Here is a 26,680-nt window from a genome sequence, read left to right as displayed (position 1 = left end):
TATGAAGCTAATCAATACGACAAACTCACACTCGCAACTTGTTAAAAGCCAGCTAGAAAGTACAGACGCAACCCTTGTTGAGGTCTATTCTGCAGGGAATACCGATGTTATTTTTACCCAAGCTCCGCTTCACTATGAAATCCTCATCTCAAACAAACACCGCGCTATTCGAGAACCTGAAATCGAAGCTATTCAAGAATTTTTCTTGAAACGTAAAATTGATAAGGACTCTATTGATGAGGCCAATATCAAAACCCTCTATTCAGAAAAATTAATTGGAATTTCGATTCCAACCAAATAAAATCTTGGAGAGATTAGAAAGTGCTTTGAACCTTATGGAACAAAATTAGGTTTATTTAGCTTTTTAAATCATCTCCAATTTTTTATCTATAAAATCTTATCATACAAGATTTTGTAGATAATTAAGGAGACAAACATGGGAGACATCATATATAGAGAGGCAAGAATTGAAGAAAGCGAAAAAATTGGAAAATTATTAGCCAATTCCTTTCTTGACTATCCCTTTTTAACGATTATAACTGATGATTTGAAGAAACCTGACTCCTATCCTGCTTTTGTAGAAACGTTGCAAATTCTGCTTACTAGAGTCTATATTAAGAAGGGAAACTGTTTAATTGCGGAACAGGATGGAGACTTACTTGCAGTCGCCCTTTTGCAACAAAAAGATTTCTGTATACTATCCTATCTACGAAATGGAGGAACAAACATTTTTCGCTACATTCGACCACAAAATCTCCTTAAATACTTTGACTTTGTAAAACGTTCCAAAAAGCATTTAGAACAATCAGGGGAGTTTGATTGGTATTTGATGGCTTTAGCTGTCAATATAGAAAGTAAGGGGCGGGGAATAGGCAGTACTTTTCTGACACAAGGGATTGAACCTTATGTCAAATCAAAAGGCTGTAAACACTTGGGACTCATAACTAGTACAGCTAGAAATACCTCATTCTACGAAAAAAACGATTATGTATTACTGGACCATATGGACTTAGAATATGGGTCAAAATCAATTGGTAACTGGGCATTTTTAAAAACTATAAATAAATAAAAAAAATTTGGTGCTGCTTATCACAGAACCAAATCTTTTTTATTATGTTAGAAACGAATCGTCTCACGTGTTTTTTCGTATGAAGTGACAAAACGGTTGGTTACACCTGGTTCTGCAACTTCCAAAGCTTGCGAAATCTTATCAAATGAAGCATGATAATCAAATTCTTTTTCAAAAATTTCTAATGATTCATTAAAAGCTTCTTGAATTCGTTCATCAAATGAGCGATAACGGTTCGAATACTGTAGCAATTGTTCTGTCAACGTTGCATATTGAACAATATTATATGTTTCTTCTTCAAGTGCTTCCATATCATTGGTTGTAATTTCAAGCATACGGTTCACAGCTTCGATATTGACCCGAGCTTCTTCTAGTTCAGCCATCAACTCTTCAGTATGGTTACTTGCTGTAAAGAACAACTGTAAGAAATTCTGAGGAATACCTGGAAGATTGCGTTTTTCCATATATCTCTTAATTGTGTGAAGACGATTAACATAAACATTTGCCTTCTGGCGAGCATTGATATCATCTTTTTCAATCTGAGCAAGACGTTGACTAACCTCAACTTGTTCATCTTCAATTTCCTTCAAAGTAGCTTGTAAGTTTTCCAAACGTTCTTCAAGGAATGAATAAGGTTCAGAATGTTCCTCTTGTTCAGAAGTTAGTTCCAATACAGATTCTTCTAAAGATTCTAACTCAGCTTGTAATCTATGAACATGACTAACATCCGTTTCAGATAGTAGGTAATTGTTACTCAATCGTTGAATATCTTCCACTAAAACAGCATTACTATCTTTCATGTGTTTCAAATATGTAGGAAGAGTTGCAACTAAGCCTTCTACTACTTTTTGAGCAGCGATTTCTCGTGTAAAGATATCATAGAGTGAATTGATTTCTTCTTGAACTTGAGTATTTTCATACTCAGCATTATCCAACTCTAATTGTGCAATATTTTCGTGGTTTTTCTTCAAAGATTCATAAAGCAATTGGAAGCGAGATTCAATATCCGTTTCAGCAAAATGATAGTTAGCATCTAAAAGCTTACGGTAACCATCCTCCAAATCTTCCAATTGATCAGGTAGCTCTTTAGATAATGTTTTTACAATCGCTGGCAGGCGGTCAACAATGTGACTCAAAGCCAAGATATGATTTTCAGCATTATCCAAAATCACAGCAGCTTCTACTGGGTCACCTGAAGTGTTCAAAGTAACAAACTGAGAAAACTCTGATTGGATATTTTCCAATTGTTTTTCGATTTCAGATAAACCTTGGCCATATTCTTCAGAATGATCAGCCACTCGGTGTTGCAACTCTTCAAACAAGTCCAAGGTATGAAGAACACGACCGCTGTTTTTAGATTCTTGTTTCTCCAAATCTGCCAAGGCATTGCGAATTGCCGCAATATCTTCTTCAATCAAGGTAATTTGGCTCTCGATTTGGTCAATTTGATGACTAGCCTTAAAAAAACGGAATGAATTGTTATAACCTTCTGCCTCGAAAAGATTATTTTCGATATCGGCAAAAGAGTTAAGAGATAGGTCAACCCATTTTTGGTTCCATTCACGGAAAGTCACTTGACTTTGTCCAATCAAGTGCATATTTTTTACAGCTTCAACTTCATCATTAACTGGAAGATTGTACAGCTCTTCTTTTTTCTCTTCTAAAATTGCTAATTTACTTTCATTGCGTTTCCGTACATAAATTGCTATAGCATATGAAATCAGCAATATAATTGCAATTGCAATTATAAGATATACTACTAGACTACCAGACATATTAAACTCCTTTTTAACTTGAAACAATCGTAATGATTATATCATATTTTTTAGACCAAGGGAACTACTTCTCCCGATTTTTTAGACATCAAGTGTACTATAGACGGCATTTTCTTCGATAAATTCACGACGAGGCTCTACTCGATCCCCCATCAACATATCAAAGATTTTATCTGCCTCAGCTGCGTCATCTACAGAAACTCTGGCCATCAAGCGATGCTCGGGATCCATTGTTGTTTCCCATAACTGATGATCGTCCATTTCACCCAGACCTTTATACCTCTGAATAGTTGGTTTGGTACGACCTTCACTGTGGCGGGCTAAGGCTTCTTGGAGTTTAATTTCTTGGTCTGCTCCTGGCTGGATATATTCTTTAATCTCGCTTCCAACCTTGACACCATAAATTGGAGGTTGGGCGATATAAACATAACCAGCTTCTAGAATTGGTTTCATATAACGATAAATCAAGGTTAAAAGAAGGGTACGAATATGAGCACCATCGACATCGGCATCGGTCATCAAAACGAGTTTTTGGTAACGAGCTTTTGAAACATCAAATTCTGCACCAAATCCTGTTCCCATCGCTGTGAAAAGACTACGAATTTCTTCGTTAGCAAGAATCTTATCCATACTTGCCTTTTCAACGTTCAAAATCTTACCGCGGATTGGAAGAATTGCCTGAAATTCACGGTTACGACCAGATTTTGCTGATCCACCAGCTGAGTCTCCTTCGACGATGAAGAGTTCTGTTTCTGCAGGATTGTTAGAAGAACAGTCTGCTAGTTTCCCTGGAAGGTTAGAAATTTCCAAACCAGATTTTTTACGAGTGACTTCACGCGCACGCTTGGCAGCCACGCGAGCCTTAGCAGCCAGAATTCCTTTTTCTACAATGCGTTTTGCAATTTGAGGATTTTCCATAAGGAAATCAGAAAAGGCATCACTGAAGAGGCGATTGGTAATCTTGACCACTTCGCTATTTCCCAATTTGGTCTTGGTTTGTCCTTCAAACTGTGGATTTGGGTGTTTAACTGAGATAACAGCAGTTAATCCTTCACGAACATCTTCCCCTGTTAGGTTGTCTTCATTGTCTTTCAGTAACTTAATTTTACGAGCATAATCGTTGATAACACGTGTCAAGGCTGTACGGAAACCTTGTTCATGCGTTCCACCTTCATGGGTATGAATATTATTGGCGAAACTCATGACATTTTCATGGTAACCCGTTGTGTACTGCATGGCTACTTCAACCGTGATATCATCCATTTCACCATCTGTGTAAATTGGTGTATCAAAGATAACATCCTTGTTCTCGTTGATATATTCAACGTAGCTAGCAATCCCACCTTCATAGTGGTAATGCTTAGTTTGTTCTAGCCCCTCACGCTTATCTGTGATGGAGATTTGAAGACCACGATTTAGAAAGGCCAACTCTTGAATCCGTTTATTTAATTTATCAAAATCAAAAGTTGTTGTTTCAGTGAAAATTTCTGGATCCGGTGTAAAGTGAACTGTTGTTCCCGTTTTATCCGTATCTCCAACCACCTCAAGGTCTGCGACAACATGACCACGACGGTATTCTTGGTAATGAATTTTACCATTTTTGTGGACATGAACGTCTAATTGAGTTGAAAGGGCGTTAACAACTGAGGACCCCACTCCGTGAAGACCACCTGAGACCTTATATCCGCCACCGCCAAACTTTCCTCCAGCATGAAGAACAGTAAAGACAGTCTCAACGGCAGGTCGACCTGTTTTTTCCTGAATATCGACTGGGATACCACGTCCATCATCAACAACTGTAATCGAATTATCTGGCTCAATAAAGACTTGAATATGGCTAGCAAATCCTGCCAAGGCCTCGTCAATTGAGTTATCAACAATTTCCCAGACTAGATGGTGAAGACCTTCTTTTGAAGTTGACCCGATATACATCCCTGGACGCATACGAACAGCCTCTAAGCCCTCTAAAACTTGAATTTGACTGGCATCATAATCTTGTGCCTGCAGATTTTTGATTTCTTCTGTCATCTTATTCCTTTTTCTTACATGTCTAATACTTGTCTTAAATTCACGATACTGGTAAACAAGTGGGTAGCTAGTCCTGCAGCTTGCCCGGCTTCGATATCAATCGGTCGATCACCAATGACAAGGCCTGAACTAATTTGATATTTTTCTCTTAAATAAATCATGGATTCAGGATCTGGTTTTCTCTTAAAGCCTGAGTTAGAAGTCACCACTTCTGTAAAATAAGCTGCTATAGAGGTTTTTTCTAAAATTTCCAAGACCTGATCATTTCGATGAGAAACCAAAAAATGACGGCCACCTTGATTGGAGATATCTTTCAATAAATCAGAAACTCCATCAAACAAAATCGGATGTTCAAGCTCTCTGGCTTCATTTTCCTTATATTTTTCTAAAAAATTCTCTAAGTTGGGAGCGAATGTCTCAATCGCAAAATCAGTAGAAACCTTTAAAGCCTGATAGACACTGTCATGGTCTTGTGTGATGCCATACAATGCCAATGTTTCAACAAATGCAGCTGTTGAAGTTTCGTAATTATCCAGTAAAGTTCCACCTAAATCCCAGATATAATCGTGATATTTCATACCCTTCATTATAGCATTTTTTTATGAAAAAAGCGATGATTTCCCTGAGTTTTCCACATAAAAAACGAGAGTTTGACTCCCGTTTTACTGATTTTTACCAAAGACATCTCGATAGAGCATTCCTGTTCGTAAAGTCTCTGCGTCTCCTCCTAATTGCTCCACCAACTCGTAGGCAAAGGCAAGGGCTGTTGAGGGGCCTCGACTGGTTATCAAATGACCATCTACCACTACTGTTTCCTTTACATATTGACCATCAAAGATTTGCTCTTGAACGCCATCATAGCAAGTGTACTGCTTGTTTTTCAATAGCCCTGCTTGATTGAGGGCAATTGGCGCCGCACAAATGGCTGCCAGTTTCTTCCCTTCTCGTTCAAAGCTTTGCAACTCTTGAATCAAGGCCTGATTGTCCCGCAAATGTGCAGAACCAGGCATACCTCCAGGAAGAACAATCATATCATAGTCTGATAAATCGTCATCAAAGACACGATCTGCTCTTACTTGGATTGCATGTGAACCTGTTACTTGCTCTTCAAATCCTACCATATCACAAGTAATATTGGCACGACGCAAAACATCCACAACTGTCAAAGCTTCAATTTCTTCAAAGCCCTGAGCTAACATAACTGCTACTTTAACCATGATTTTCTCCTTATTTGATTCGTTTTAATACAACCTTTTTCCGTTTGAATGGAACTTTTCCGCTCTTTTCTTCAGCTAGATTAGTCTGGTAACTCATAGATAAAAGCAAGCCAATACCAATCAAGTTACTGATAATAGCCGATCCTCCTTGCGAAATAAAAGGCAAGGGAATCCCAGTCAAAGGAAGCAAACCTGTCACGGCACCGATATTCTCAAAGATATGGAAGAGCAACATCATAATCAAACCTGTGGAAATATAGGTATAGAACTGGTTATTTGATCTAAGAGTAATCTTCAACATACGGTAAATCAGCATGAGATAAAGGGCAATAACAAGGACAGAGCCAATAAAGCCAAAATCTTCTGCAATGACCGTAAAAATCATATCAGACTCACGAACTGGAATAAGCAGATTCGAAGCATTAAACCCCTGACCAAATAAGCCACCGCTCCCAATGGCAATTTGTCCTTGAGCCTGCTGGTAAGTGGTTGTTTGGGCAAAGTCAAAAGGATTGAGCCAAGCCAAAATACGGTTGATTTGGTAGGTCGGCATTCCCAGTTGATGGAGAAAAGCCCGACCGTCCTTGCTGATAAAAATAGCTAAGAAAGCAGCAATTCCTGTTACAGCAGTCACAAAAACTGGGATAATAATTTTCCAAGAAACTCCTGATAGCAAGACGATTCCTGAGAAAATGGCTACAAAAACCAAAGCCGTCCCCAAGTCACTTTGAAGTGCCAAAAGAACTAGGACTGGAATGGTAAAGAGAATCATCCAGAAAATCAACAAGAAGTCCAGCGGAACTGTACGTCTCCATTCCTTATGTTTTTTGGTAAACTGGACAATCACACGAGCCAACATGAGGATATAGGATATCTTCATAAACTCTGACGGCTGGAACAAGGTAACACCATTTACCGATACCCAGTTTTTGGCACCCGTTGATGCAACTAAGCTTGGATTATAAAAGACGATAGGTAAAACCATAAGTCCCAAGCCTAAAATATATAGAAAGGGGGTCACTTTCCAAAGAAATTCTGTATTAAAGAGCATGACGATAAAACCAATCACAAGCCCCAAGGCAATCCAGGCGACCTGCTGCCCTAAAATGGGCAGAATATTATTTGGATAATCATGACTAACGGCTATATAAATAGCCACCACGCCAATAACCAGTAGAAAAAATACTGGCAAGAGCAAACTATAATCGACTCTAGAGTCGAGAGAACGTTTCATATATACTAACCTTATACTTTCATACAATACTATTTATCAAAGTTCATTTAAAAATTTATCAATAGCCTCATCAACTTCGGATTGAGAGACGGTTTTAACAGTCGCTTCTTTTGCTAGAGAAGTCACTATTTGCTTGCCATATCGTTTTCCGACAATTCTCCTATCCAGAATGAGGGTTAAGGAACGTTGGTGTTCGCGTCTCATACTTCTTCCTAAAGCCTGTTTTAAACGAATAATGGCCATTGGCAATTGATAATCATAAAAGGCATTTTTCCCTTCTTGATTCAGTTCCTGATTGATCTTTTTCGTCAAGGGCTCTTGAGGATTTTGGAAAGGAAGTCTTGGTACAACTTGAATCACAAAAGGATGACTTGAAAAATCAACTCCCTCCCAGAAACTTGCTGCACCAAGCAGGATTTGTTGTTCACCTTTTTCAAAACGTTTCTTAAGCTGATGAACATCCCCATTTTTATACTGAGCCAAATGACTAACTGGAAGTAAATCCGATACTGCTAGAAGCATGTCTTTAGAAGTAAAGAGAACTAAAATCGGTTGTTGGAAAGCTTGAACATCCATCAGCAAATTAGCTACCTCTTTGGCGTAGACTTCTAAGGAGGTTTCTGTTACCAGGGGAAAATCTTTGACCAAGACCACTTCTTGATCCTGTTTTTTACCAGCTTCAATCTTAACAAATTTAGCTTCGGGATAGCCTAACAGGTCTGCCAAAGAAACTCTCTGACTAATCTCAAGAGTAGCCGACACTCCCAAGACTTGACATGAATCAGGCACTAAAGAAGATAGAAGAATACGGCCTGATTTTGTAGAAGAAATTTGAATTTTCTTTTGACTCGTTTCAATTGCTTCAAGCCAGTAATCTCGGTCAGCTGTAAAATAGCGAACCAACTCCTCAAAACCTTCTACCTCTAATTCTGAAAAATATTGATGGAGATTGACCAGAGAATCTAATATATTTTTCTTAGATTTTCCAGACTGAAATTGTTCAATCAAGTAGAGGCACTCAAAGCGAATACTTTCTAGTATTCGTTGCTGGACCTTATTTTGCTCCTCCAGTAAAGCCTTATCAAGCAAATCGATAATAGACTGGATATCGTGAGTCACTTGAAGCAGATTTTCTAGAGCCAACAAGATCTTTTGAACTTCATCAATAATCAATAAACTGTCGATGACAAATTCAGGATTATCTTCCAATCTGGTTACAAGATAGGCATGATTGGTCACTAATAATTTACAGGTTTGTGCCCTTTCTTGACTACGTTTCCAGAAATCTTCCGTCACAAATAAGCTTTGAGATGATAAATTCCCGTCATGACGAAGGTCTGCTAGAAAATGTTGGTAACGGTAAAGTTGCCCAATTTCATCCAAATCTCCTGTCTCTGTCTCTGTCAGCCAGACCAAGAGTTGCATTTTAAAGCGTCTAAATAAGCGATTTTCATCATTTTCCTGCAAGGAACGATAAAAGGCATCCAACTTCAGATAATTGTGTGGTCCCTTTAAACTATGAATATCTATATGGAACACTTCCTTGAGACGTTTACCTTCTTCTTCCATGATTTGATTTTGAAGAATCTTTGTCGGAACGCTAAGGACAATCTGACGATTTTCCACTTGGGACAACGCAGGTAAGAGATAGCCATAGGTTTTCCCAATCCCTGTCGGTGCTTGAATCAGAGAGACAGGCTCATCTTTCAATAGCAAGCCAACCTCTTTAGCAAAATTTTCTTGCTCCTCCCTCACTTCAAGATTCAACAGAGAAATATTTTTAGAAAAATCTTGGGATAGTTTTCGTGGCTCCAGGGGAGCTCCAGTTTTCTTGAAATACAGTCCTTGAACTTCGACCAAGTCTGGAGAACTAAGGATAGATTGGTTGCGATAAATTTCCTCAATAACCAGGTAGGACTCATATAAGAGAGCGTCAGCCATTTCCAGCAAGCGTTCCAAGAGTCCTTTAGGAAGCTGGGCCATCTTTTCTCGTAAAAAAAGAAGTAATTCCGCTGTAGCTTGGGCATCTGAAAGGGCTGTGTGAGCGTGTTTTAGAGGAATTCCTAATTCTCGACACAATATCGGCAAACTATATTTTTCCAGTTTAGGGAAAAAGACCTGAGCCAATTCGACCGTGTCAACACGAGGATTTCTTAGTTCATAGCCTTCAAAAAATAAATTTTCCGCCAAAAGATTGGCATCAAACTGAACATTATGGGCTACAAAAATCCCGTCCTCCACCAAGTCAAAGATTTTTCTAGCAACTTGCGAAAAATCAGGTGCTTGCGCCAGACGTTGGTCTGTCAATCCTGTCAGTTCTTTGATATGAGCATCCAAAGGTTCATGTGGATTGACATCTGTCGTATAGTGATCAACGATTTTTCCGTCCTCAATCACAACAATCCCCACTTGAATAATTTTAGCCTTACTACCTGTGCTAGTTGCCTCTAAATCAACCACAACATAGCGATTACCAATCGTTTTCATTATAAAAAATTATACCAAAAAAAGGGCCATTTGGCACCTGCAAACATGGGATAATTTTCAAACTCAAGAACACTACTTGTCTTAAAAATCCCATCAAATAGAGCATCCTATCCTACTAATTCTTTGAAAATATTGGAGAATATGAAAAATTGAGAGAAGAAATGTTTGCATCTTCCTTCTCTCAACGAATCATTTACTTTATTTAACCATGTCAGGATCGTAATCATAGAATCCTGTATCAAGGAAACGGTTTTTAGGGTGAAGTTTACGAACTTCTTCATCCAGCAAGAAAGCTTGGTCATGGCTAAAGTTACCCTCTTGAATCAAGCTACGCGCTTGGATAAAGAGTTTTGCAATCTCAACAAAGTTCTGACCAGGTGTATAGAGACCTTCTAATTTCCAGTGAGTGAAACCATGCTCCACCAATTCTGTCAATTTGGTCATCAAATCAAGGTCATTGTTGGCAAAGATGTGGGTACCATGATTGTCTTCAAAAATGGAATAATGGCTCTCCGGGTCACTTGGCTCTGCCAAGAAAAGGTCACGATTGCGAGTCTTTTCATCATCAATATGCGTGAAGTTATAGTAATTTTGCAAGAGCGGACGTTTAGAATGGTGAATAACGCTAGCTCCGTAAACCAAAACTTCAGCAGGAATTTCCAAAATCTCTGGCATTTTGAAAAGTTCAGCTGATGGAATTTCACGCGCCAAAACAGCCTCAGATGCGCCAGCCTTTTGTCCCCAGAAGTTGATCTGACGACTGCTTGTCACCATAGTTGAGGCATCGTAGATGGTTTTAAAGGAATAACCATCGCGATTGACCACATAAAAGACACCTGCATCCCCAATTGTAATGTAATCTGTCTTAATTTCTTCCAAGAAATCGAGGAAGGGCTTGATACGATCCATCATATCTTGGTGCATGAGGGCATTGACTGCAACGATCAATTCCTTACCTGCTTCATGAACCAACTTAGCAATTTCACGCAATTGGTCATGACTAAAGGTTGTTGGCAGACGAAGGCCAAAATCTTTCTCACCGACATAGATACGATCTACGCCAGCTTCGAGCAGTTGTTTAACTTGTTCAATACTTTCAGCAGTTGCTGTAATGATAATCTTTTCCATAAGAAAAATTATACCACATTTCTGGAAAATCAGCCATTCTTTAAAAATGAAAAGGGACTTTATTCTTATTGTAACCTTTCTGTAATAATTCTCTGCTGAAAAAATGATAAAATAGGTATGTACTGTTAAGGAGAGAATAATGCCCGTAAGAAAATTACAATCCTATGAGGTAGACTATCAAGAAGAATTAAGCCAGCAGGTTCCTCGCTATCAAGATTATACACCTGAAGCACAATCTGATGCCAATCTCAAGGAAATCCTATTTTTTGTTAATATCGCTGTTTTTTGTATCTGTATTGCTATCTTTAGTTTTATCTTTTTAGCATTAAAATTATCAACTGCTCTTGCCTTTGCTGCAGCAATCGGATCCAGCTTACTTGTTTTAAAAGTTCAACGGTCTATTATCAAACGAAAACGTAGAAGATAAATCCAAAATATCGCCCCAACTGGAGCGATATTTTTATTTTTTCTTTTTAGATGGTGTGTGGATGGCTACCTTCACTTCAAAGATTGTTCCCTTTGGTTTATTATCTTTAACAGTAATGGTTCCTTTTAGGGCATCTACAATTTGCTTGGCTAAGGATAATCCTAAACCAAAACCACCTTTTTGGCGGGTTCTAGCCTTGTCCACTCGATAAAAGCGGTCAAATATTTTCTTCTTATCTTCTGCGGAAATACCGACTCCATTGTCAGAAACAAGTAAATACAGATTACGATCAGTCGCTGAAATCATAAAATCAATTTCACCATCTTCTTCGGTATATTTGATGGCATTATCAAATAGGATAGTCATCAGTTGTTTCAAAAGAAGCTGATCTGTGACAATCGTTCGATGGATGCGATTTTCAAAACGGAAGACACGGTCATTTTCAGAAGCAATCATCTCATAGTTTGTGAAAGTCGTATTGAAAAAACTGGTTGGAACTTCTGCAAGTTCCGGCTTAATCCCATCATCTCTCCGAGCTAAATTCAACAAGTTTGTCGTCAAAAACCGCATATTTCGGACTTCTTCCAAACTCGATGCAATGCTTTCACTCACATCCATAATGGTAGCTTCTGGCTTACGGAAAAGGGTCTCTAAGCGATTTTGCAAAACTGCGAGTGGAGTTCGTAACTCATGACTGGCATTTTCCACAAAGGACTGTTGCTTCTGCATGCTCTCAAGCAGAGGACGAACACTGACTCTAGCTAGATAGAGACTGGCAAGCAAAGACAAAATCCAGAAACTTGCCATCACAATCACAATCAATTGCTCATGCTTTTGACTGGCTTGCTCCAACTGACTGGTATTAATCAAGACAGCTGCATACTTGATATTGGTTGAAACCGAACTGATATTGGTTTCCATCAAAATCATGCGATAGATTTCTTCTTGTCCATAGCTATTAAAAACTTGAATCTGATAGATATGTCCTAGTTCTTTTTTCTCTAACTTAATCTTATCCAATCCCAAAAATCGGTTTCCAGAAAGAAGCTGGGTAAAATTCTTATCAAAAAGAATAACCTCGGTATTGGAACTGACATTGGGTTTTACTTCAGTCTTGCTAGTATCTGTAGCCGCATTCTCTAAGTCTTTAATCTCTTCTGTTGCCCTATTTACTGCCAGCTGGATAACTGCTTGAGGATTTTCACTCAGTCCATGAAGCTTATCATCCACCGAAGTATAGAGACTCGAATGCATGACCTGCAAAATAATCAGAGTCATGGTGGAAAAAATCAGAGTGAAGACACCAAAGTTACGGATAAAATAACTAAAGTCATCCGCATACCATGTTTTTTTTAGTTTACTGAACATCTTTTAAAATATACCCAACACTGCGCAAGGTTTGCAAATTCTCTGCAAAAGTGGTTCCTTTTAATTTCTTACGGACTTTTGAAACATAGACTTCGACAACCGAAATCGTTGTATCACTATCAAATCCCCATAGACGATCAAAAATCTGAGTCTTAGGCAAAATAACATTTTGATTTTGAAGGAAATAAACTAATAAATCGAACTCTTTCCCCAACAATTCGACAGGAGTATCTTCGACTTTAACGGTATTAGTTGACAAATTAACCACAATATTTCCATAAGTCAAGGTGTTTTCATTAAATTTACCTGAACGTTTGAGAAGGGCTTGAATCCGCATTTTGAGTTCTTCTAGGTAGAAAGGTTTGGTCAGATAATCATCCGCTCCCAGTTCAAATCCATGTCCCTTGTCATCCAAACTTTCCTTGGCGGTCATGATCAGAACTGGAGTCGTAATCCCCTTTTCACGCAATTCTTTCAAGACTTGGAAGCCATTTTTTTCAGGTAACATTAAATCGAGCAAAATCAAGTCATAGACGCCACTTTCAGCTTCGTAGAGACCTTCTTCTCCATCAAATACCTGCATGACATCCGCAAAATCGTCTAAAAAGTCAAATACTGAATTTGACAGGCCTAGGTCATCCTCAACCAATAAGATTTTTATCATGAGAAACTCCTCCTTATTAAAACCATTATACCAAATTTGCCTTAAAAAAAACTCAACTCTCTGCATTTTACATGAGATAGCTGAGTTTTCTTTTTATTTTAGGCTTATTTATGCATTTCCGTATTGAAGAACGACTGCTTCCACTGCAGCTTTTTCACGGTTAATCAAGTCAACACGCGCTGCAATTTCCTTAATTCCCATACCGATGTTACGGCTAAGAGCAAGGTCAGAAAGTTGTGGCTCAAAGAATTCCTTGTACTCTGCCAAGCGTTGCTGAGTCTTAAATACGTGAGCAGGAAGTATAACAAAGCTATCAAAGCTCATATCTCCACCAAGAGCTGCCTTAATCCAAGCCCAGTTTTCACGAGCCCAAGACCATGCTGTTTCCTGAGTTGCTTGATGGCTTAAGAACTGGAAGTACCAAGCAGACAAGTCTTGTGGTTTGACCACAAATTTGTCCTTCCAAGAAATAATCAAGGTTTGGATATTGTCCGCATCTGTACTGTAAGCAAGAGCAGCTGCCAACTGACGTTTAAAGACAGCATCTGTTGCGTGAGTATAAGTATCAAGATAAAGTGCTAACAAGTCTTTAGTCTCATGATGTTTCATCTCATTGATCAGAACTTGTGAGCGAATTGCTGCTGGGAGTCCTGCAAGATTCTCCTTGTGAGCCGCGAAGATTTGGCTAGCGACTTGACTAGCTTCTGCATCATTTGAGCGAATCATCATAGAAACAGCCAACTGACGAACCAATTCATCCTCATATGATTCTCCGTCTTTAGCTTCAAAACCAAGACGGTCATAATTATGACGAGCCAATTTAGCAACCAGACTGTTAAAGGCTTTCTCAGCTTCTGTACCTTCATCGATAAAGCGCTCAAGGGCAGAAATTACTTGAGAGACAGCTGAAACGACAAGGTAAGATTCTTCCTTAGCAAGTTTATCAAGGACTGGAAGCAAGTCTGCATAAGAAATGTGCCCTGCTTCAGCAAGCAGACGACGTTCTTGAACAATCTGCAATTTACTTGTGTTATCAAGCTCAACTAGGTCAGCAAGAACAGCATCTAACAAGTCTCCTTGATAGTCTGTAATGTAGTGGGCTGTATTTTCTGTGTTGAGACGAAGTGCTGTTTTGTTTTCTGCAAGAAGAGCTGCGTAGCCAGGGATTTCGATGCTTTCAGTTTCGAGTGTATCAGGTAAACCTTTCCAGTTGCTGTTTAGTGGCACAACCCAGAGACGGTTCTTGTCTTCGTACTCACCGATGAAGAATTGCTTTTGTGAAATCTTCAAGACATCATTTTCAACTTTGACAGTAAGAACTGGGTAACCAGGTTGTTCCAACCAAGAATCCATAAAGGCTGCGACATCACGTCCAGACGCGTGACCAAGGGCATCCCAAAGGTCACGACCAATTGTATTGCTGTATTGATGTTTTTCAAAGTAGGCATGCAAACCTTTGGCAAAATCGGCATCACCTAGCCAACGACGAAGCATGTGCATGAGGCGACTTCCTTTGGCATAGACGATAGCTCCGTCAAAGAGCGTATTGATTTCATCTGGATGTTTCACTTCGACGTGAACAGACTGAACACCATCAGTCGCATCACGTTTCAAGGCAGACGGAACACCACCTGTTTGGAAATCTTCAAAGATATTCCAGCTTGGTTCAATAGCATCCACACAGACGTACTCCATCATGTTAGCAAAGCTTTCATTGAGCCAAAGGTCATCCCACCATTTCATAGTAACAAGGTTACCAAACCACTGGTGAGCCAATTCATGGGCCACAACAAGGGCAACTTGTTGACGGCTGGCAAAGGTAGAGTTCTCATCCACAACCAAGTAAACTTCACGGTAGGTCACAAGACCCCAGTTTTCCATAGCTCCAGCTGAGAAGTCAGGAAGGGCGATATGGAGAGATTGAGGGATCGGATACTTAACTCCATAGTAATCTTCGTAAAACTCGATGGAGCGAACAGCGATATCCAATGAGAAATCAAGGTTAGATAGTGGGTGTGCTTTGGTTGAATAAATACCTACGAGGGTACCGTTTTTAGTTTTAGCCGTCACACCTTGCAAATCACCCGCAACAAAGGCTAACAAGTAAGAAGACATGCGAGGTGTTGTTTCAAACTTCCAGATACCTGTTTCCTTACGGTTTTCAATATCAATTTCTGGCATGTTAGACAAGGCCAATTCACCTTCTGCTTGATCAAAACGTAAAGAGAGGTCAAAAGTTGCTTTGGCTTCTGGCTCATCCACACATGGGAAGGCTTCGCGTGCAAAATGACTCTCAAATTGAGTAGACAAGACTTCCTTCTTGACTCCATCAACTGTGTAGTAAGATGGGTAAATCCCTGTCATGTTGTCTGTAATTTTTCCTGAGAAAGTGATAACCACTTCAACTTGACCTGCTTCCGCAAGTTCAATATGAAGGGCTTCATTGTCATGGTCAACTGTAAATGGGCGAGCTTCCCCTGAAACTTCTACAGAAGCGATTTCCAAGTCTTTTTGATGAAGGGAAATACGGTCACTCTGTGCTTGACTAGTGATGGTCACCTTTCCTGAAAACGTCTTGGTCTCACGACTCAAGTCTAAAAATAAATCATAATGTTCAGGAACAAATTGCTTAATAAAATGTTCAACTGCTTGCATAGTTTTCTCCTATTCTAAGTTTAAGAGCTAGAGCTCTTCTTCAAACAAACTTATTATATCATGTTTTGCTTAAGAAAAAAGGATTGGACGGCGATTTCCAAAACTTTCTTCCTTCTAATAGCCTACAGTGGGTAGACCTTGCGAAATTCTTCTAAAACAACCTTGCTTTCAGGTGTAAAAGTCAGTCCTGCTTCTCTCAGCCACTCGGCGAAACAATCCTCATGAACCTGACGCCAATAGGCTAGGGATTTGTCACCTTCTCCTTCCTTAAAGGCATGTTGAGCAGAAACTTGATTTAAGGGCTTGACAGAAACCTTTGTAATTTCGACAATACAGACAGCCTGATTTTGACTATCTAAAATGACATCAAAAGTTCCTTCTTGAGGAAGAGACTCGGCTTCTAGTGCATAAAGGTCGTAGGCTGATGCTGTTGCTGTTTTTTCGCCTTTTAAAACCAAATCTGCTAAAAGGTCTGGTTCCACTCCAAAAGCCCAAGCATCGATTTCATCTCCTATAGAGGGGTTGATTTTCTTATATGCATTCCACATTTCTTGCGGTGTCATGGGTGCTCCTTTGTAATTTTTTACTTTCTTCTTTTATGTGTTTAAGATGATCTGGATGGTCAATTTCTAAATCAAAAATCTCTAGAATAGAACTGTAGTGAATAATGCACTTGATACTCAACTGATTCATTTTTTGTATGAAAGAATCATTCAGATAGCCTGCTACAGCAAAGTCAATCTTTTTCATCCTTGCTTTATCCTGCATATCTCTTAGCATATCTAACATTATTGGACTTTCCATATCATGCCATTGACTGTTTCTCACAGTCGCAAAAACAAAAGAAGTCAAATCATTCATTCCAACTACAATTTTTGAAATGTCCGCTTCCAGTATCCTATCCAAGTCAAAATACGCTGACGGTAATTCAATCATCGTGCCAACTTTCCCAGTAAAACCATGCTGACGTAATACTGTAATAGCTTGCTTTAACTGCTCAGCATCATTGACAAAAGGAAAGATAACAGATAGATTGGGATTGTTTTGATGAACTTCTGTAACGACATGTGCTTCAGCCTGAAATTCATCCGGACACGCCAGCAAACGCCTAGTTCCTCTATATCCAAATAAGGGATGATTTTCATCAAAATACTCTTTAGTTCCCTTTAGACAATTAGCTTCTGTATTCGTTAATTCAGAAAAACGATACCAAACTTCTTCATCTGAGTACAGGAAGCAGATAGTCTCTAGATAATCTTTTACAAATTGCTGACAACTTGCTAATATGATGTTTTGATTAAGCTCTCTAAACAAATATTCCCCACGAATCATGCCAATATGATGAAATAGTTGTGGGTAAACTTTTTCAAGGATTTTTTCTCCACTAAGAGCAAGTTGGTTTCTCATTATTCACCTTCCAATTCATGTAAGAAGTATTGCCCAGTTCTGGAAATCCTAATAATTCAGACTTAACCTTCAAGACTAGTGGCGATGCATTTTCTTCTGTGATCTCTTGAATATCCATCCAACTCCTCCTATTTCAAAGACCATCCGCCATCTATTGTCAGAATTTGTCCCTGCATGGCAGAGGCCTTTCCACTGGCTAAGAAAAGGCTAATCTCTGCTATTTCCTCTGGCTCAATCCAGCGCTTGATTGGCGTTTCACTAGCCACCCAGTCTGCTAAGCCACCTGGTTCAAAGTCGTCAGCTGTCATAGCTGTCTTGACTGCTCCTGGAGCGATACCAAAGACCTGAATCCCAGTTTCAGCATAGTCTAGAGCCAACTGCTTGGTAAATCCAGCCAAGGCATGTTTAGATGAAGTATAGGCGTGACCACCACCTCCTGCTAGATTTGAAGCAATGGAACACATATTGATAATGGATCCTTTTTTATTCTCCAACATTTTGGTCAAATAATAGCGAGTCAACTCTACTGGAGTAACGTAGTTGATTTCAAAAATCTCTTGAATTTCCTGCGCCGTTTGTTCCAAAAGTGGTTTGTAATCATCCAAAACTCCAGCAGTATTGCACAAAACATCCACCTGAGGACACCAGTCAAAAATAGGCTCCAAGTCCAAGGTCAAATCTCTCTGTAAAAAGCGGAAATCACCCTCTAAGAGTGGATTTTCACCTTGGTCAACTCCATAAACTTGAAAGCCATTCTCTAAAAAGAGGCGAGCTTGAGCTAGGCCAATCCCTGAACTCACTCCCGTAATCAATACACGTCTAGTCATGCACTTCTGCCCAATCCGTCGCCAAAACATCACAAGGTGTCGGGCTCCACATGGAAAAACCTTCTCCTTCTCCAGACACGTTGATTAGGAAATAAGGTGTCACTTCAAGTGCAACCCCGTTTTGCTCAATGGTGTCAAAAAGTTGGACATAGTTTTCAGCACCTCCCCAACCAGTTCGTACATATTTTTTCTTAGCCTTTAACCCAGGCAGGATCTCTTCAAATGTCATGTTTTTCTCCTTTAATTCTACATTCTTCATTTAATTATAACAAAAAACCGCTTGACACGGCTTTTTGACTGTGATTTATTTACATCTGCTTCTACTTACGGCAAATTATTCCCTGCTGCAAGATAAATTTCATACCATTCTTTTCTTGTTAAGCTAAAGTTTGCCGCTTGGCTAACTTCTCTCAAGTGCTTAGGATTTGTTGTACCTACGACTGCCTGCATTTTTGCTGGATAACGCAATATCCAAGAAATGGCAATAGTTGAAGGAGTTACTCCATATTTAAAAGCTAAACGGTCAAGTACTTGATTCAAAGCTTGAAATTTCTCATTTCCAACAAAGTTCCCTTTAAAATACCCGAATTGTAAGACAGACCATGCTTGAATGACCACATCGTGTAATTTGCAATATTCAAAAATGCTGCCATCTCGCATAGTTGCTTGACTATCTTCCATATTAACATGAAAACCTGATTCGAATCCTGGTGTAAAAGCCGCACTCAATTGTAGCTGATTAACAGCTAACGGCTGCTTGACATCTTTTTTAAGCAACTCCATCATCATAGGATTTTGATTAGAAACTCCAAAATCTCGAACCTTACCTTGTTTATAAAGAAGATCAAAGGCTTCTGCTACTTGGTCAGATTCCATCAAAGTATCTGGTCGATGAAGAAGCAAGCTATCTAGATGATCAATCTTCAATCTTTGCAAAATTCCGTCTACTGATTTTATAATATAGTCCTTAGAAAAATCAAAATAGGTAAATTCTTCAATGCGAATGCCACATTTTGACTGAATCCACATCTCTTCTCTTAAATCTGGACGATTTTTTAGGACAAGACCTAATAGTTCTTCACAACGACCACGACCATATATATCAGCCAAGTCGAAAGCATTGATTCCAACAGAAAGTGCTGTTTCTACAAGCTCTTCAACTTCTTTTACAGACTTATCTTCTATTCTCATCATTCCGAGAACAATTTCTGATAATTCTTTGTCATCTTGACCAATAGTTATGTATCTCATCAAATTTGTCTCCTTTAATTTCTAACATTCTTCCCTTCATTATAACAAAAAAACCGCTTTGCAACGGCTTTTTGACTATATTTCACTCCATTTTATCTTCTTAAACCCACGGAACAAGAGAAAGATTCAAATATTATAGATCCTCTATTTTTACCCAATCACACTTCCGTTTGGTACAGCTGAATCAACTGTGAGAAGGGTTAATTGTCCATCATGTTCAGCTGAGAGGATCATCCCTTGGCTGACATATTTTTTCATCATTTTACGTGGTTTGAGGTTAGCAACGATTTGAACTTTTTTGCCGACCAATTCTTGTTCATTTGGATAGTATTTGGCAATTCCTGAAAGGATTTGACGGTCATGACCATCACCAGCATCTAAGCGAAATTGAAGCAACTTATCAGAGCCTTCTACTTTAGACACTTCTTTGACTTCTGCGACACGGATTTCCACCTTATCAAAGTCTTCAAACTTGATTTCTTCCTTGTTTAGTTTGAGTTCAACTTCGTCTGGGTTCCACTCTTTTTCGATTGCTGGTTTGTTGCCTTCCATTTGTTCCTTGATATAGGCGATTTCTTCTTCCATATCCAGACGTGGGAAGATTGGTGTTCCTTTGGCAACTACCGTTACACCTGCAGGGAAGTCAGCCACGCTCAAGTTTTCAAGGCTCGCTACTTCTTCCAAGCCAAGTTGAGTCAAGACCGCGCGACTGGTTTCCATCATAAATGGCTCAATCAAGTGAGCTACAACACGAAGGCTTGCTGCCAAGTGGCTCATAACACTTGCCAATTGATCTCGGAGTGCTTCATCCTTAGCCAAGACCCATGGAGCTGTCTCGTCGATGTATTTGTTAGTACGAGAGATCAGAGTCCAGACTGCTTCTAAAGCACGTGGGTAGTCAACTGCTTCCATGTAGGTGTGGTAGTCAGCGATTGATTGTTCTGCAACGTCAGCAAGAGCATGATCAAACTCTGTTACACCCTCTACATAGGCTGGAATTTGTCCATCAAAATACTTGTTAATCATAGAAACCGTACGGTTGAGGAGGTTTCCAAGGTCATTGGCCAATTCGTAGTTGATACGGCCTACATAGTCTTCTGGAGTGAAGGTTCCGTCTGAACCAACTGGAAGGCTACGCATGAGGTAGTAACGAAGTGGGTCCAGTCCATAGCGCTCTACCAACATTTCAGGGTATACGACATTCCCTTTTGACTTAGACATTTTGCCATCTTTCATGACGAACCAACCATGGGCAATCAAACGATCTGGCAATTTGATATCTAACATCATAAGAAGGATTGGCCAGTAGATTGAGTGGAAACGAAGGATGTCTTTTCCTACCATGTGGAAGACTGTGCCATTCCAGAATTTGTCAAAGTTACCATGTTCATCTTGACCGTAGCCAAGAGCTGTAGCATAGTTAAGAAGAGCATCAATCCAAACATAGACAACGTGTTTTGGATTAGATGGCACTGGCACACCCCATGTAAAGGTTGTACGAGAAACCGCCAAATCCTCTAAACCTGGCTCGATAAAGTTGCGAAGCATTTCATTCAGACGACCATCTGGAGTGATAAATTCAGGATGAGCTTTGAAAAATTCTACTAGACGGTCTTGGTACTTGCTAAGACGAAGGAAATAAGACTCTTCAGATACCCATTCCACTTCGTGACCTGATGGAGCAATTCCACCTGTCACGTTTCCAGCTTCATCACGGAATACTTCCGCAAGCTGGCTTTCTGTAAAGAATTCCTCATCTGAAACTGAATACCAACCAGAGTATTCACCCAAATAGATATCATCTTGAGCCAGCAAGCGCTCAAATACTTGCGCCACTACTTTTTCATGGTAGTCATCAGTTGTACGAATAAACTTATCGTATGAGATATCGAGTAATTGCCAGAGTTCTTTGACTCCAACTGCCATCCCATCAACATAAGCTTGAGGTGTGATGCCAGCTTCTTCTGCTTTTTGTTGAATCTTTTGACCATGCTCATCAAGACCTGTCAGATAAAAGACATCGTAACCCATCAGGCGTTTGTAACGGGCTAGGACATCACAGGCGATGGTTGTGTAGGCAGAACCGATATGAAGTTTACCAGATGGATAGTAAATCGGTGTTGTTATATAAAAATTCTTTTCAGACATAATTTTTCCTTTCCAGGCAAATGAAACCTGTTTTTCTAACACTTCATTATATCACATTTTTAAGGATTTTCGATAGGGAAATCTATACAAAAACAAGATAGACGAATGTCCATCTTGTTGATTCTATTCATAACGAAGGGCTTCAATTGGATCAAGTTTTGATGCCTTGTTGGCTGGCAAAACTCCAAAAATCATACCCACGCTAGCTGAAACTGCAAGACTAAATAGGGCAACTGGGATTGATACTCCTACTTCTATACCAGCTATCAATCCTTGTAAGAGTAGACCAGCTATAGCTGTTAAGCCTGTCGCAATGGTTAGACCAATAACTCCACCAAGCAAGGTCAAAATCATGGATTCAATCAAAAACTGAATTAAAATATTGGCACGCGTTGCACCCAAAGCCTTACGGAGACCAATCTCACGCGTACGCTCCGTCACCGAAACCAGCATGATGTTCATAACACCAGTCCCTCCAACAAAAAGTGAAATTCCTGCAATGGCACTAATAATCGTAGTTATAAAACCGAACATTTGTTGTACTTCTTGGAAGGCTGCAGTCGCATCTGACACCTGATACTCCCCTTGCTGAAGACCAGCAATCTCGGTCAATTTTCTAGCTAATTCTGGTCCCACTGTTGGTGTCAAACTGGTATCATTGACACGGAAGACAATATCAGAAATTTCATCCATATTGAAGTTATTGGCAAGAGAAATATTAGTCGTAATTGGAAGTCCACCAATACCAAAAGTCTTGGCAGTCTTGGCCTCATCGCTGGTATAGACACCAATGACACGATAGCTAAAGCCACCAACATCTATAACCTGGTTAACAGCTTCTTGAGCAGATCCAAACAGGCTATTAGCAAGTTCTTGGTCTAGCAAAATGACACTGGCCACATCTTTATAATCCTGAGCTATGAGACTGCGGCCTGCAACAATTTCATTTTCAACTGCCTTCATGTAAGTAATATTTCCACCTGTCAAGCTAGCTCGCTCCACTTTTTTGTCTTTATAAGACAGGGTGGTATTGGTCGAGTTGGTTACATAGTAACTGTCCACCCCTTTAACTTTAGCAGCCTCCTTGACCCAAGCTTCTTGTGGTTTTGGTGGCTCCACAGGAACATCCTCTTCTTTCCCAGAAACCGTCAAAGCTGATTGCTTTTGGGTAAAAGAACCATCTTTGCTTTTGATAGGCGAGAAAAAGACATGGATATTCTTCTGTGACTTGGTCATATTTTTATTAACCTGACGAGACATGGAATCTCCCAGAGCCATAATCACAACAACAGATGAAACACCAATGATAATCCCAATCATAGTGAGAAAAGAGCGCATTTTATGTGCCATGATAGATGAAAAGGCAAATTTCAGATTCTGCATCTTAGTTTTCCTCCTTTTCTAACTGAGCACTGTCAGACGAAATAACTCCATCCCGAATGACAATCTGGCGTTTAGCATAAGCAGCGATTTCAGGCTCATGCGTTACCATGATAATGGTTTTTCCTTCATTATTCAGTTCAACTAATAATTGCATGATTTGGTTACCTGTTTTGGTATCCAAGGCTCCTGTCGGTTCGTCCGCTAGGATAATAGAAGGATTGTTTACCAAGGCACGCGCGATAGCTACACGTTGCTTTTGACCACCAGATAATTCCGAAGGCAAATGATGACTACGTTCTGTCAATTCAACCTTGTCTAAATACTCCTCAGCTAACTTGCGACGTTTTGAAGCCGAAACTCCCGCGTAAATCAAGGGCAATTCTACGTTTTGCAGAGCGTTAAGTTTAGATAGAAGAAAAAACTGCTGAAAGACAAAACCGATTTGTTGATTGCGGACCTTGGCTAGTTGTTTTTCACCAAGTCCAGCTACTTCTTGGCCTTCAAGATAATATTCTCCACTGGTTGGTGTATCCAGCATACCAATCGTATTCATGAGAGTAGACTTACCCGAACCAGATGGTCCCATGATGGCAACAAATTCACCCTCATTCACTTCTAGGTTGATATTTTTGAGAACCTGCAGTTCTTGGTCACCGTTACGGTAGCTTCTGCAGATATTTTTTAGACTAATTAGTTGCTTCATCAGCCTTCACCTCTTTTCCTTCCTCTAGAGAAGACGTTGGGTTACTGATGACCTTGACTCCATTTGTCAGACCTGAAGTGATTTCTTGGTTGTCTGCATCAGCATTGCCCAAACCAACTTCCACTTTCTTAGCCTTTTTCTTCTCGTCAAGCACCCAGACATAGTTCTTATCATTTTCAGTCACAACACTTGTTAGAGGAACCAAAATGGCTTTACTCTTATTCTTGACCTCAACACTTACTGAGAATCCTTGTTTCAAGTCACCGATTTCACTTGTAACATCGATGGTATATGGATATTTAGAACCAGAATTACCACCTGCTGCGGCAGTAGCTGCACTTGCTGCTTCGCCACTAGTTTTAGGATAGTCAGAAATGTAGCTAATCTTACCAGTCCAGCTCTTATCTTGGTAAACTTTAGAAGTAAAGGTTACTTCTTGTCCAACAGATAAATTGGCAAGGTTATATTCAGATAGTTCACCCTTAACTTGCAAGTTTTCATTACTTACGACATGAACGACTACTTGGCTAGCTCCAGTTGGAGATTTAGAAACATTGTGGTTGACTTCGACCACAGTTCCTTCTAGAGTGCTGAGAACCGTCATGGCATCCAACTGACTTTGAGCCTTACTTAATTGTGCTGCTGCATCTGCACGAGCATCACGCGCATCACCTAGTTGTGCATCAATAGATGATACTGCGTTTCCTGAGACTGGAGCTGGAGTCTGCCCTGTAGCTCCTTCGCCTCCTGCTGGCGTTGGCAACTGTGGAGCAGGAGCTGAAGCAGCTTCATTTCGTGCTTGATTGAGTTCGTTGATATGACGGTCTGCCTTAGCTACTGCTCGACTCGCTGAATCATAGGCCGCCTGGGCTTCTGAACTACTGTACTTGACTAAAGCCTGTCCTTCACTGACTTTATCACCCACAGAAACAAGGATTTCATCTAAATCACCCTTACTAGCATCAAAATAAACATACTGTTCATTTTTTGCTGTTACTGTCCCTGACAATAAAACAGAGGATGCCACGCTTCCTTCCTTGGCAACAACAAGATGAGTAGGCTCATCTTTTACAGCGGTCTGAGATGGTTGTCTAAAGAGCAAAATCCCCCCTGCACCTAATACAACTACACTGGCAGCACCGATTGCTGCATACAATTGCCACTTTTTAGCTTTACGATTCTTCTTCATAATGAAACTCCTTTTTGATTTAAAGTCCTTAACAATATTATATAAAAATTAGCAAATATAAACAATAACAGTTCAGAACGAAATAATGACATTTCAGGATTTGATTATTGTTCGGAATCTATTTTTATTACCATTGTACTAGTTATATAATACACTTTATTTTTCCTTTTTGCAAGCCTTTTCTTTAATTTTTTTGAACGTAGCAGATTTTTGCAATCAGATAAAAAAAAAGATAGAATATGACTATCAAAAAATGACACTCTACTATTTCAAAGAGTACAAAGGAGTTTACAATGAGAGAATACGATATCATTGCTATCGGTGGAGGTAGCGGAGGAATTGCTACCATGAATCGTGCTGGTGAACACGGAGCCAAAGCGGCCGTTATTGAGGAAAAGAAACTAGGTGGAACCTGCGTCAACGTCGGCTGTGTTCCTAAAAAAATCATGTGGTACGGGGCACAAATCGCTGAGACTTTCCATCAATTTGGAGAAGACTACGGCTTTAAGACTACTGATCTTAACTTTGACTTTGCAACCCTACGTCGCAATCGTGAAGCCTACATTGATCGCGCTCGTTCTTCTTATGATGGCAGTTTTAAACGCAACGGTGTAGACTTGATTGAAGGTCATGCTGAATTTGTAGATTCTCATACTGTCAGCGTAAATGGTGAACTGATCCGTGCTAAACATATCGTGATCGCTACTGGTGCCCATCCAAGTATTCCAAATATTCCTGGTGCTGAGCTAGGTGGCTCTTCTGATGATGTATTTGCTTGGGAAGAATTGCCAGAGTCAGTTGCTATTCTAGGCGCTGGTTATATTGCCGTTGAATTGGCTGGCGTACTCCACACTTTTGGTGTCAAGACAGACCTCTTTGTTCGTCGTGATCGTCCTTTACGTGGTTTTGATTCTTACATCGTTGAAGGTTTGGTCAAGGAAATGGAAAGAACAAACTTACCACTTCATACTCACAAAGTCCCTGCCAAGTTAGAAAAAACTGCTGAGGGCATTACCATTCATTTCGAAGATGGTACTAGTCACACAGCTAGCCAAGTTATCTGGGCTACTGGTCGCCGTCCAAACGTTAAAGGCTTGCAACTTGAAAAAGCTGGAGTAACTCTGAACGAACGTGGCTTTATCCAAGTGGATGAATACCAAAATACTGTTGTTGAGGGAATCTACGCTTTAGGTGATGTAACAGGCGAAAAAGAACTAACTCCAGTTGCTATCAAGGCTGGACGTACTTTGTCTGAACGTCTCTTTAACGGCAAAACAACTGCAAAAATGGATTACTCAACTATTCCAACTGTTGTCTTTTCACACCCTGCTATCGGAACGGTTGGTTTGACAGAAGAGCAAGCTATTAAAGAATACGGTCAAGACCAAATCAAGGTTTACAAATCAAGCTTTACGTCTATGTACTCTGCTTGCACTGACAACCGTCAAGAAACACGTTTCAAATTGATCACAGCTGGTTCAGAAGAAAAAGTTGTCGGACTTCATGGAATTGGCTACGGTGTTGATGAAATGATTCAAGGATTTGCTGTTGCTATCAAAATGGGAGCAACCAAGGCTGACTTTGATGCAACTGTGGCGATTCACCCAACTGCATCTGAAGAATTTGTAACTATGCGTTAATCGAAATAAAAGAAGCTGATACAAATGTGTCTGCTTCTTTTTTGATGTTTTCGAATCAACAGAACAATTATCCAACTTAA

The 26,680-nt window shown here is 39.8% G+C and carries 23 protein-coding genes and 1 pseudogene; 4 read left to right on the top strand and 20 right to left on the bottom strand.

What is annotated here, in order from left to right; genetic code table 11:
* Position 1 precedes the first annotated feature (1 nt).
* Both TZ91_RS02560 and TZ91_RS02555 read left to right on the top strand, forming a co-directional pair.
* Positions 2 to 301, top strand: a complete 300-nt coding sequence (locus TZ91_RS02560; RefSeq protein ID WP_000767189.1) for a DUF1827 family protein — start codon at positions 2 to 4, stop codon at positions 299 to 301.
* Positions 302 to 436: 135 nt separating this feature from the next.
* Entirely contained in the window at positions 437 to 1,069 is a 633-nt protein-coding gene (locus TZ91_RS02555; RefSeq protein WP_004256539.1) for a GNAT family N-acetyltransferase, read from the top strand.
* Between the two features lie 47 nt (positions 1,070 to 1,116).
* Here TZ91_RS02555 and ezrA read toward each other — a convergent pair whose 3' ends face one another.
* The 7 genes from ezrA to TZ91_RS02520 form a co-directional block, all read right to left on the bottom strand.
* Positions 1,117 to 2,844 carry a septation ring formation regulator EzrA gene (gene ezrA, locus TZ91_RS02550; RefSeq protein ID WP_033686691.1) on the bottom strand — a complete coding sequence of 576 codons (1,728 nt, stop codon included), beginning with the start codon at positions 2,842 to 2,844 and terminating at the stop codon, positions 1,117 to 1,119.
* 81 nt (positions 2,845 to 2,925) lie between these two features.
* Complete coding sequence (gyrB, locus tag TZ91_RS02545; RefSeq protein WP_033686692.1) at positions 2,926 to 4,872, bottom strand: DNA topoisomerase (ATP-hydrolyzing) subunit B; 1,947 nt, start codon at positions 4,870 to 4,872, stop codon at positions 2,926 to 2,928.
* A 14-nt stretch (positions 4,873 to 4,886) separates the two neighbouring features.
* Positions 4,887 to 5,450: an HAD family hydrolase gene (locus tag TZ91_RS02540; protein WP_004239328.1), complete on the bottom strand. Its 564-nt coding sequence runs from the start codon at positions 5,448 to 5,450 to the stop codon at positions 4,887 to 4,889.
* 84 nt (positions 5,451 to 5,534) lie between these two features.
* Entirely contained in the window at positions 5,535 to 6,089 is a 555-nt protein-coding gene (locus TZ91_RS02535) for a DJ-1 family glyoxalase III (protein WP_033686693.1), read from the bottom strand.
* A gap of 10 nt (positions 6,090 to 6,099) precedes the next feature.
* Complete coding sequence (locus TZ91_RS02530) at positions 6,100 to 7,323, bottom strand: FtsW/RodA/SpoVE family cell cycle protein (protein ID WP_045597030.1); 1,224 nt, start codon at positions 7,321 to 7,323, stop codon at positions 6,100 to 6,102.
* A 36-nt stretch (positions 7,324 to 7,359) separates the two neighbouring features.
* A complete protein-coding gene (locus TZ91_RS02525) occupies positions 7,360 to 9,810 on the bottom strand; it encodes a bifunctional DnaQ family exonuclease/ATP-dependent helicase (RefSeq protein WP_033686694.1) in 2,451 nt (816 codons plus the stop codon).
* A gap of 198 nt (positions 9,811 to 10,008) precedes the next feature.
* Entirely contained in the window at positions 10,009 to 10,938 is a 930-nt protein-coding gene (locus tag TZ91_RS02520; protein ID WP_033686695.1) for a peptidase U32 family protein, read from the bottom strand.
* A 139-nt stretch (positions 10,939 to 11,077) separates the two neighbouring features.
* Here TZ91_RS02520 and TZ91_RS02515 point away from each other — a divergent pair, with 139 nt between their 5' ends.
* Positions 11,078 to 11,365 carry a DUF3270 domain-containing protein gene (locus tag TZ91_RS02515; protein WP_004256528.1) on the top strand — a complete coding sequence of 96 codons (288 nt, stop codon included), beginning with the start codon at positions 11,078 to 11,080 and terminating at the stop codon, positions 11,363 to 11,365.
* Positions 11,366 to 11,398: 33 nt separating this feature from the next.
* Here the strand turns inward: TZ91_RS02515 and ciaH are convergent, their stop codons facing one another.
* The 13 genes and pseudogenes from ciaH to TZ91_RS02455 form a co-directional block, all read right to left on the bottom strand.
* Positions 11,399 to 12,733 carry a two-component system sensor histidine kinase CiaH gene (gene ciaH / locus TZ91_RS02510; RefSeq protein ID WP_045597028.1) on the bottom strand — a complete coding sequence of 445 codons (1,335 nt, stop codon included), beginning with the start codon at positions 12,731 to 12,733 and terminating at the stop codon, positions 11,399 to 11,401.
* A complete protein-coding gene (ciaR, locus tag TZ91_RS02505) occupies positions 12,723 to 13,397 on the bottom strand; it encodes a two-component system response regulator CiaR (RefSeq protein WP_000590639.1) in 675 nt (224 codons plus the stop codon). The genes ciaH and ciaR overlap by 11 nt, the downstream gene beginning before the upstream one ends.
* Positions 13,398 to 13,505: 108 nt before the next feature.
* Positions 13,506 to 16,052, bottom strand: a complete 2,547-nt coding sequence (locus TZ91_RS02500; protein ID WP_033686698.1) for a M1 family metallopeptidase — start codon at positions 16,050 to 16,052, stop codon at positions 13,506 to 13,508.
* Between the two features lie 122 nt (positions 16,053 to 16,174).
* Positions 16,175 to 16,615 (bottom strand): ASCH domain-containing protein, encoded by a 441-nt coding sequence (locus tag TZ91_RS02495; protein ID WP_033686700.1) that lies wholly within the window; start codon positions 16,613 to 16,615, stop codon positions 16,175 to 16,177.
* Positions 16,584 to 17,459 carry a putative PEP-binding protein gene (locus tag TZ91_RS02490; RefSeq protein ID WP_033686701.1) on the bottom strand — a complete coding sequence of 292 codons (876 nt, stop codon included), beginning with the start codon at positions 17,457 to 17,459 and terminating at the stop codon, positions 16,584 to 16,586. Before TZ91_RS02490 ends, TZ91_RS02495 begins: the two co-directional genes overlap by 32 nt.
* Positions 17,437 to 17,580 (bottom strand): annotated as a pseudogene (locus TZ91_RS10535) (NUDIX hydrolase); the annotation flags it as partial. The gene TZ91_RS02490 and the pseudogene TZ91_RS10535, both read right to left, overlap by 23 nt.
* A gap of 7 nt (positions 17,581 to 17,587) precedes the next feature.
* On the bottom strand, positions 17,588 to 18,286 hold the full coding sequence (locus tag TZ91_RS02485; protein WP_033686703.1) for a 3-oxoacyl-ACP reductase: 699 nt from the start codon (positions 18,284 to 18,286) through the stop codon (positions 17,588 to 17,590).
* The gene (locus TZ91_RS02480; protein ID WP_033686704.1) at positions 18,279 to 18,515 is read right to left on the bottom strand and encodes a DUF2829 domain-containing protein; all 237 of its coding nucleotides are present in this window, start codon (positions 18,513 to 18,515) and stop codon (positions 18,279 to 18,281) included. The genes TZ91_RS02485 and TZ91_RS02480 overlap by 8 nt, the downstream gene beginning before the upstream one ends.
* A gap of 95 nt (positions 18,516 to 18,610) precedes the next feature.
* Positions 18,611 to 19,537: an aldo/keto reductase gene (locus TZ91_RS02475; protein WP_033686705.1), complete on the bottom strand. Its 927-nt coding sequence runs from the start codon at positions 19,535 to 19,537 to the stop codon at positions 18,611 to 18,613.
* Between the two features lie 150 nt (positions 19,538 to 19,687).
* Entirely contained in the window at positions 19,688 to 21,685 is a 1,998-nt protein-coding gene (gene metG / locus TZ91_RS02470; RefSeq protein ID WP_033686707.1) for a methionine--tRNA ligase, read from the bottom strand.
* A gap of 123 nt (positions 21,686 to 21,808) precedes the next feature.
* Positions 21,809 to 23,068: an ABC transporter permease gene (locus TZ91_RS02465; RefSeq protein ID WP_033681670.1), complete on the bottom strand. Its 1,260-nt coding sequence runs from the start codon at positions 23,066 to 23,068 to the stop codon at positions 21,809 to 21,811.
* Position 23,069: 1 nt separating this feature from the next.
* On the bottom strand, positions 23,070 to 23,771 hold the full coding sequence (locus tag TZ91_RS02460; protein WP_000811472.1) for an ABC transporter ATP-binding protein: 702 nt from the start codon (positions 23,769 to 23,771) through the stop codon (positions 23,070 to 23,072).
* Positions 23,755 to 24,963, bottom strand: a complete 1,209-nt coding sequence (locus TZ91_RS02455) for an efflux RND transporter periplasmic adaptor subunit (RefSeq protein WP_033686708.1) — start codon at positions 24,961 to 24,963, stop codon at positions 23,755 to 23,757. The genes TZ91_RS02460 and TZ91_RS02455 overlap by 17 nt, the downstream gene beginning before the upstream one ends.
* A 290-nt stretch (positions 24,964 to 25,253) precedes the next feature.
* Here TZ91_RS02455 and gor point away from each other — a divergent pair, with 290 nt between their 5' ends.
* Positions 25,254 to 26,600, top strand: a complete 1,347-nt coding sequence (gene gor, locus TZ91_RS02450; RefSeq protein WP_033686709.1) for a glutathione-disulfide reductase — start codon at positions 25,254 to 25,256, stop codon at positions 26,598 to 26,600.
* The last annotated feature ends 80 nt before the right edge of the window (positions 26,601 to 26,680 follow it).

Source organism: Streptococcus mitis (assembly GCF_000960025.1).
In the GTDB taxonomy this organism is placed as follows: domain Bacteria; phylum Bacillota; class Bacilli; order Lactobacillales; family Streptococcaceae; genus Streptococcus; species Streptococcus mitis_DH.
Note: the sequence above shows the minus strand (reverse complement) of the source record. Positions and strands in the feature narration are given on the sequence as shown.

Coding starts and splice junctions, on each gene's coding strand:
- TZ91_RS02560 (WP_000767189.1), top strand. CDS start 2: ATGAAGCTAATCAATACGACAAACTCACACTCGCAACTTGTTAAAAGC.
- TZ91_RS02555 (WP_004256539.1), top strand. CDS start 437: ATGGGAGACATCATATATAGAGAGGCAAGAATTGAAGAAAGCGAAAAA.
- ezrA (WP_033686691.1), bottom strand. CDS start 2,844: ATGTCTGGTAGTCTAGTAGTATATCTTATAATTGCAATTGCAATTATA.
- gyrB (WP_033686692.1), bottom strand. CDS start 4,872: ATGACAGAAGAAATCAAAAATCTGCAGGCACAAGATTATGATGCCAGT.
- TZ91_RS02540 (WP_004239328.1), bottom strand. CDS start 5,450: ATGAAATATCACGATTATATCTGGGATTTAGGTGGAACTTTACTGGAT.
- TZ91_RS02535 (WP_033686693.1), bottom strand. CDS start 6,089: ATGGTTAAAGTAGCAGTTATGTTAGCTCAGGGCTTTGAAGAAATTGAA.
- TZ91_RS02530 (WP_045597030.1), bottom strand. CDS start 7,323: ATGAAACGTTCTCTCGACTCTAGAGTCGATTATAGTTTGCTCTTGCCA.
- TZ91_RS02525 (WP_033686694.1), bottom strand. CDS start 9,810: ATGAAAACGATTGGTAATCGCTATGTTGTGGTTGATTTAGAGGCAACT.
- TZ91_RS02520 (WP_033686695.1), bottom strand. CDS start 10,938: ATGGAAAAGATTATCATTACAGCAACTGCTGAAAGTATTGAACAAGTT.
- TZ91_RS02515 (WP_004256528.1), top strand. CDS start 11,078: ATGCCCGTAAGAAAATTACAATCCTATGAGGTAGACTATCAAGAAGAA.
- ciaH (WP_045597028.1), bottom strand. CDS start 12,733: ATGTTCAGTAAACTAAAAAAAACATGGTATGCGGATGACTTTAGTTAT.
- ciaR (WP_000590639.1), bottom strand. CDS start 13,397: ATGATAAAAATCTTATTGGTTGAGGATGACCTAGGCCTGTCAAATTCA.
- TZ91_RS02500 (WP_033686698.1), bottom strand. CDS start 16,052: ATGCAAGCAGTTGAACATTTTATTAAGCAATTTGTTCCTGAACATTAT.
- TZ91_RS02495 (WP_033686700.1), bottom strand. CDS start 16,615: ATGACACCGCAAGAAATGTGGAATGCATATAAGAAAATCAACCCCTCT.
- TZ91_RS02490 (WP_033686701.1), bottom strand. CDS start 17,459: ATGAGAAACCAACTTGCTCTTAGTGGAGAAAAAATCCTTGAAAAAGTT.
- TZ91_RS02485 (WP_033686703.1), bottom strand. CDS start 18,286: ATGACTAGACGTGTATTGATTACGGGAGTGAGTTCAGGGATTGGCCTA.
- TZ91_RS02480 (WP_033686704.1), bottom strand. CDS start 18,515: ATGACATTTGAAGAGATCCTGCCTGGGTTAAAGGCTAAGAAAAAATAT.
- TZ91_RS02475 (WP_033686705.1), bottom strand. CDS start 19,537: ATGAGATACATAACTATTGGTCAAGATGACAAAGAATTATCAGAAATT.
- metG (WP_033686707.1), bottom strand. CDS start 21,685: ATGTCTGAAAAGAATTTTTATATAACAACACCGATTTACTATCCATCT.
- TZ91_RS02465 (WP_033681670.1), bottom strand. CDS start 23,068: ATGCAGAATCTGAAATTTGCCTTTTCATCTATCATGGCACATAAAATG.
- TZ91_RS02460 (WP_000811472.1), bottom strand. CDS start 23,771: ATGAAGCAACTAATTAGTCTAAAAAATATCTGCAGAAGCTACCGTAAC.
- gor (WP_033686709.1), top strand. CDS start 25,254: ATGAGAGAATACGATATCATTGCTATCGGTGGAGGTAGCGGAGGAATT.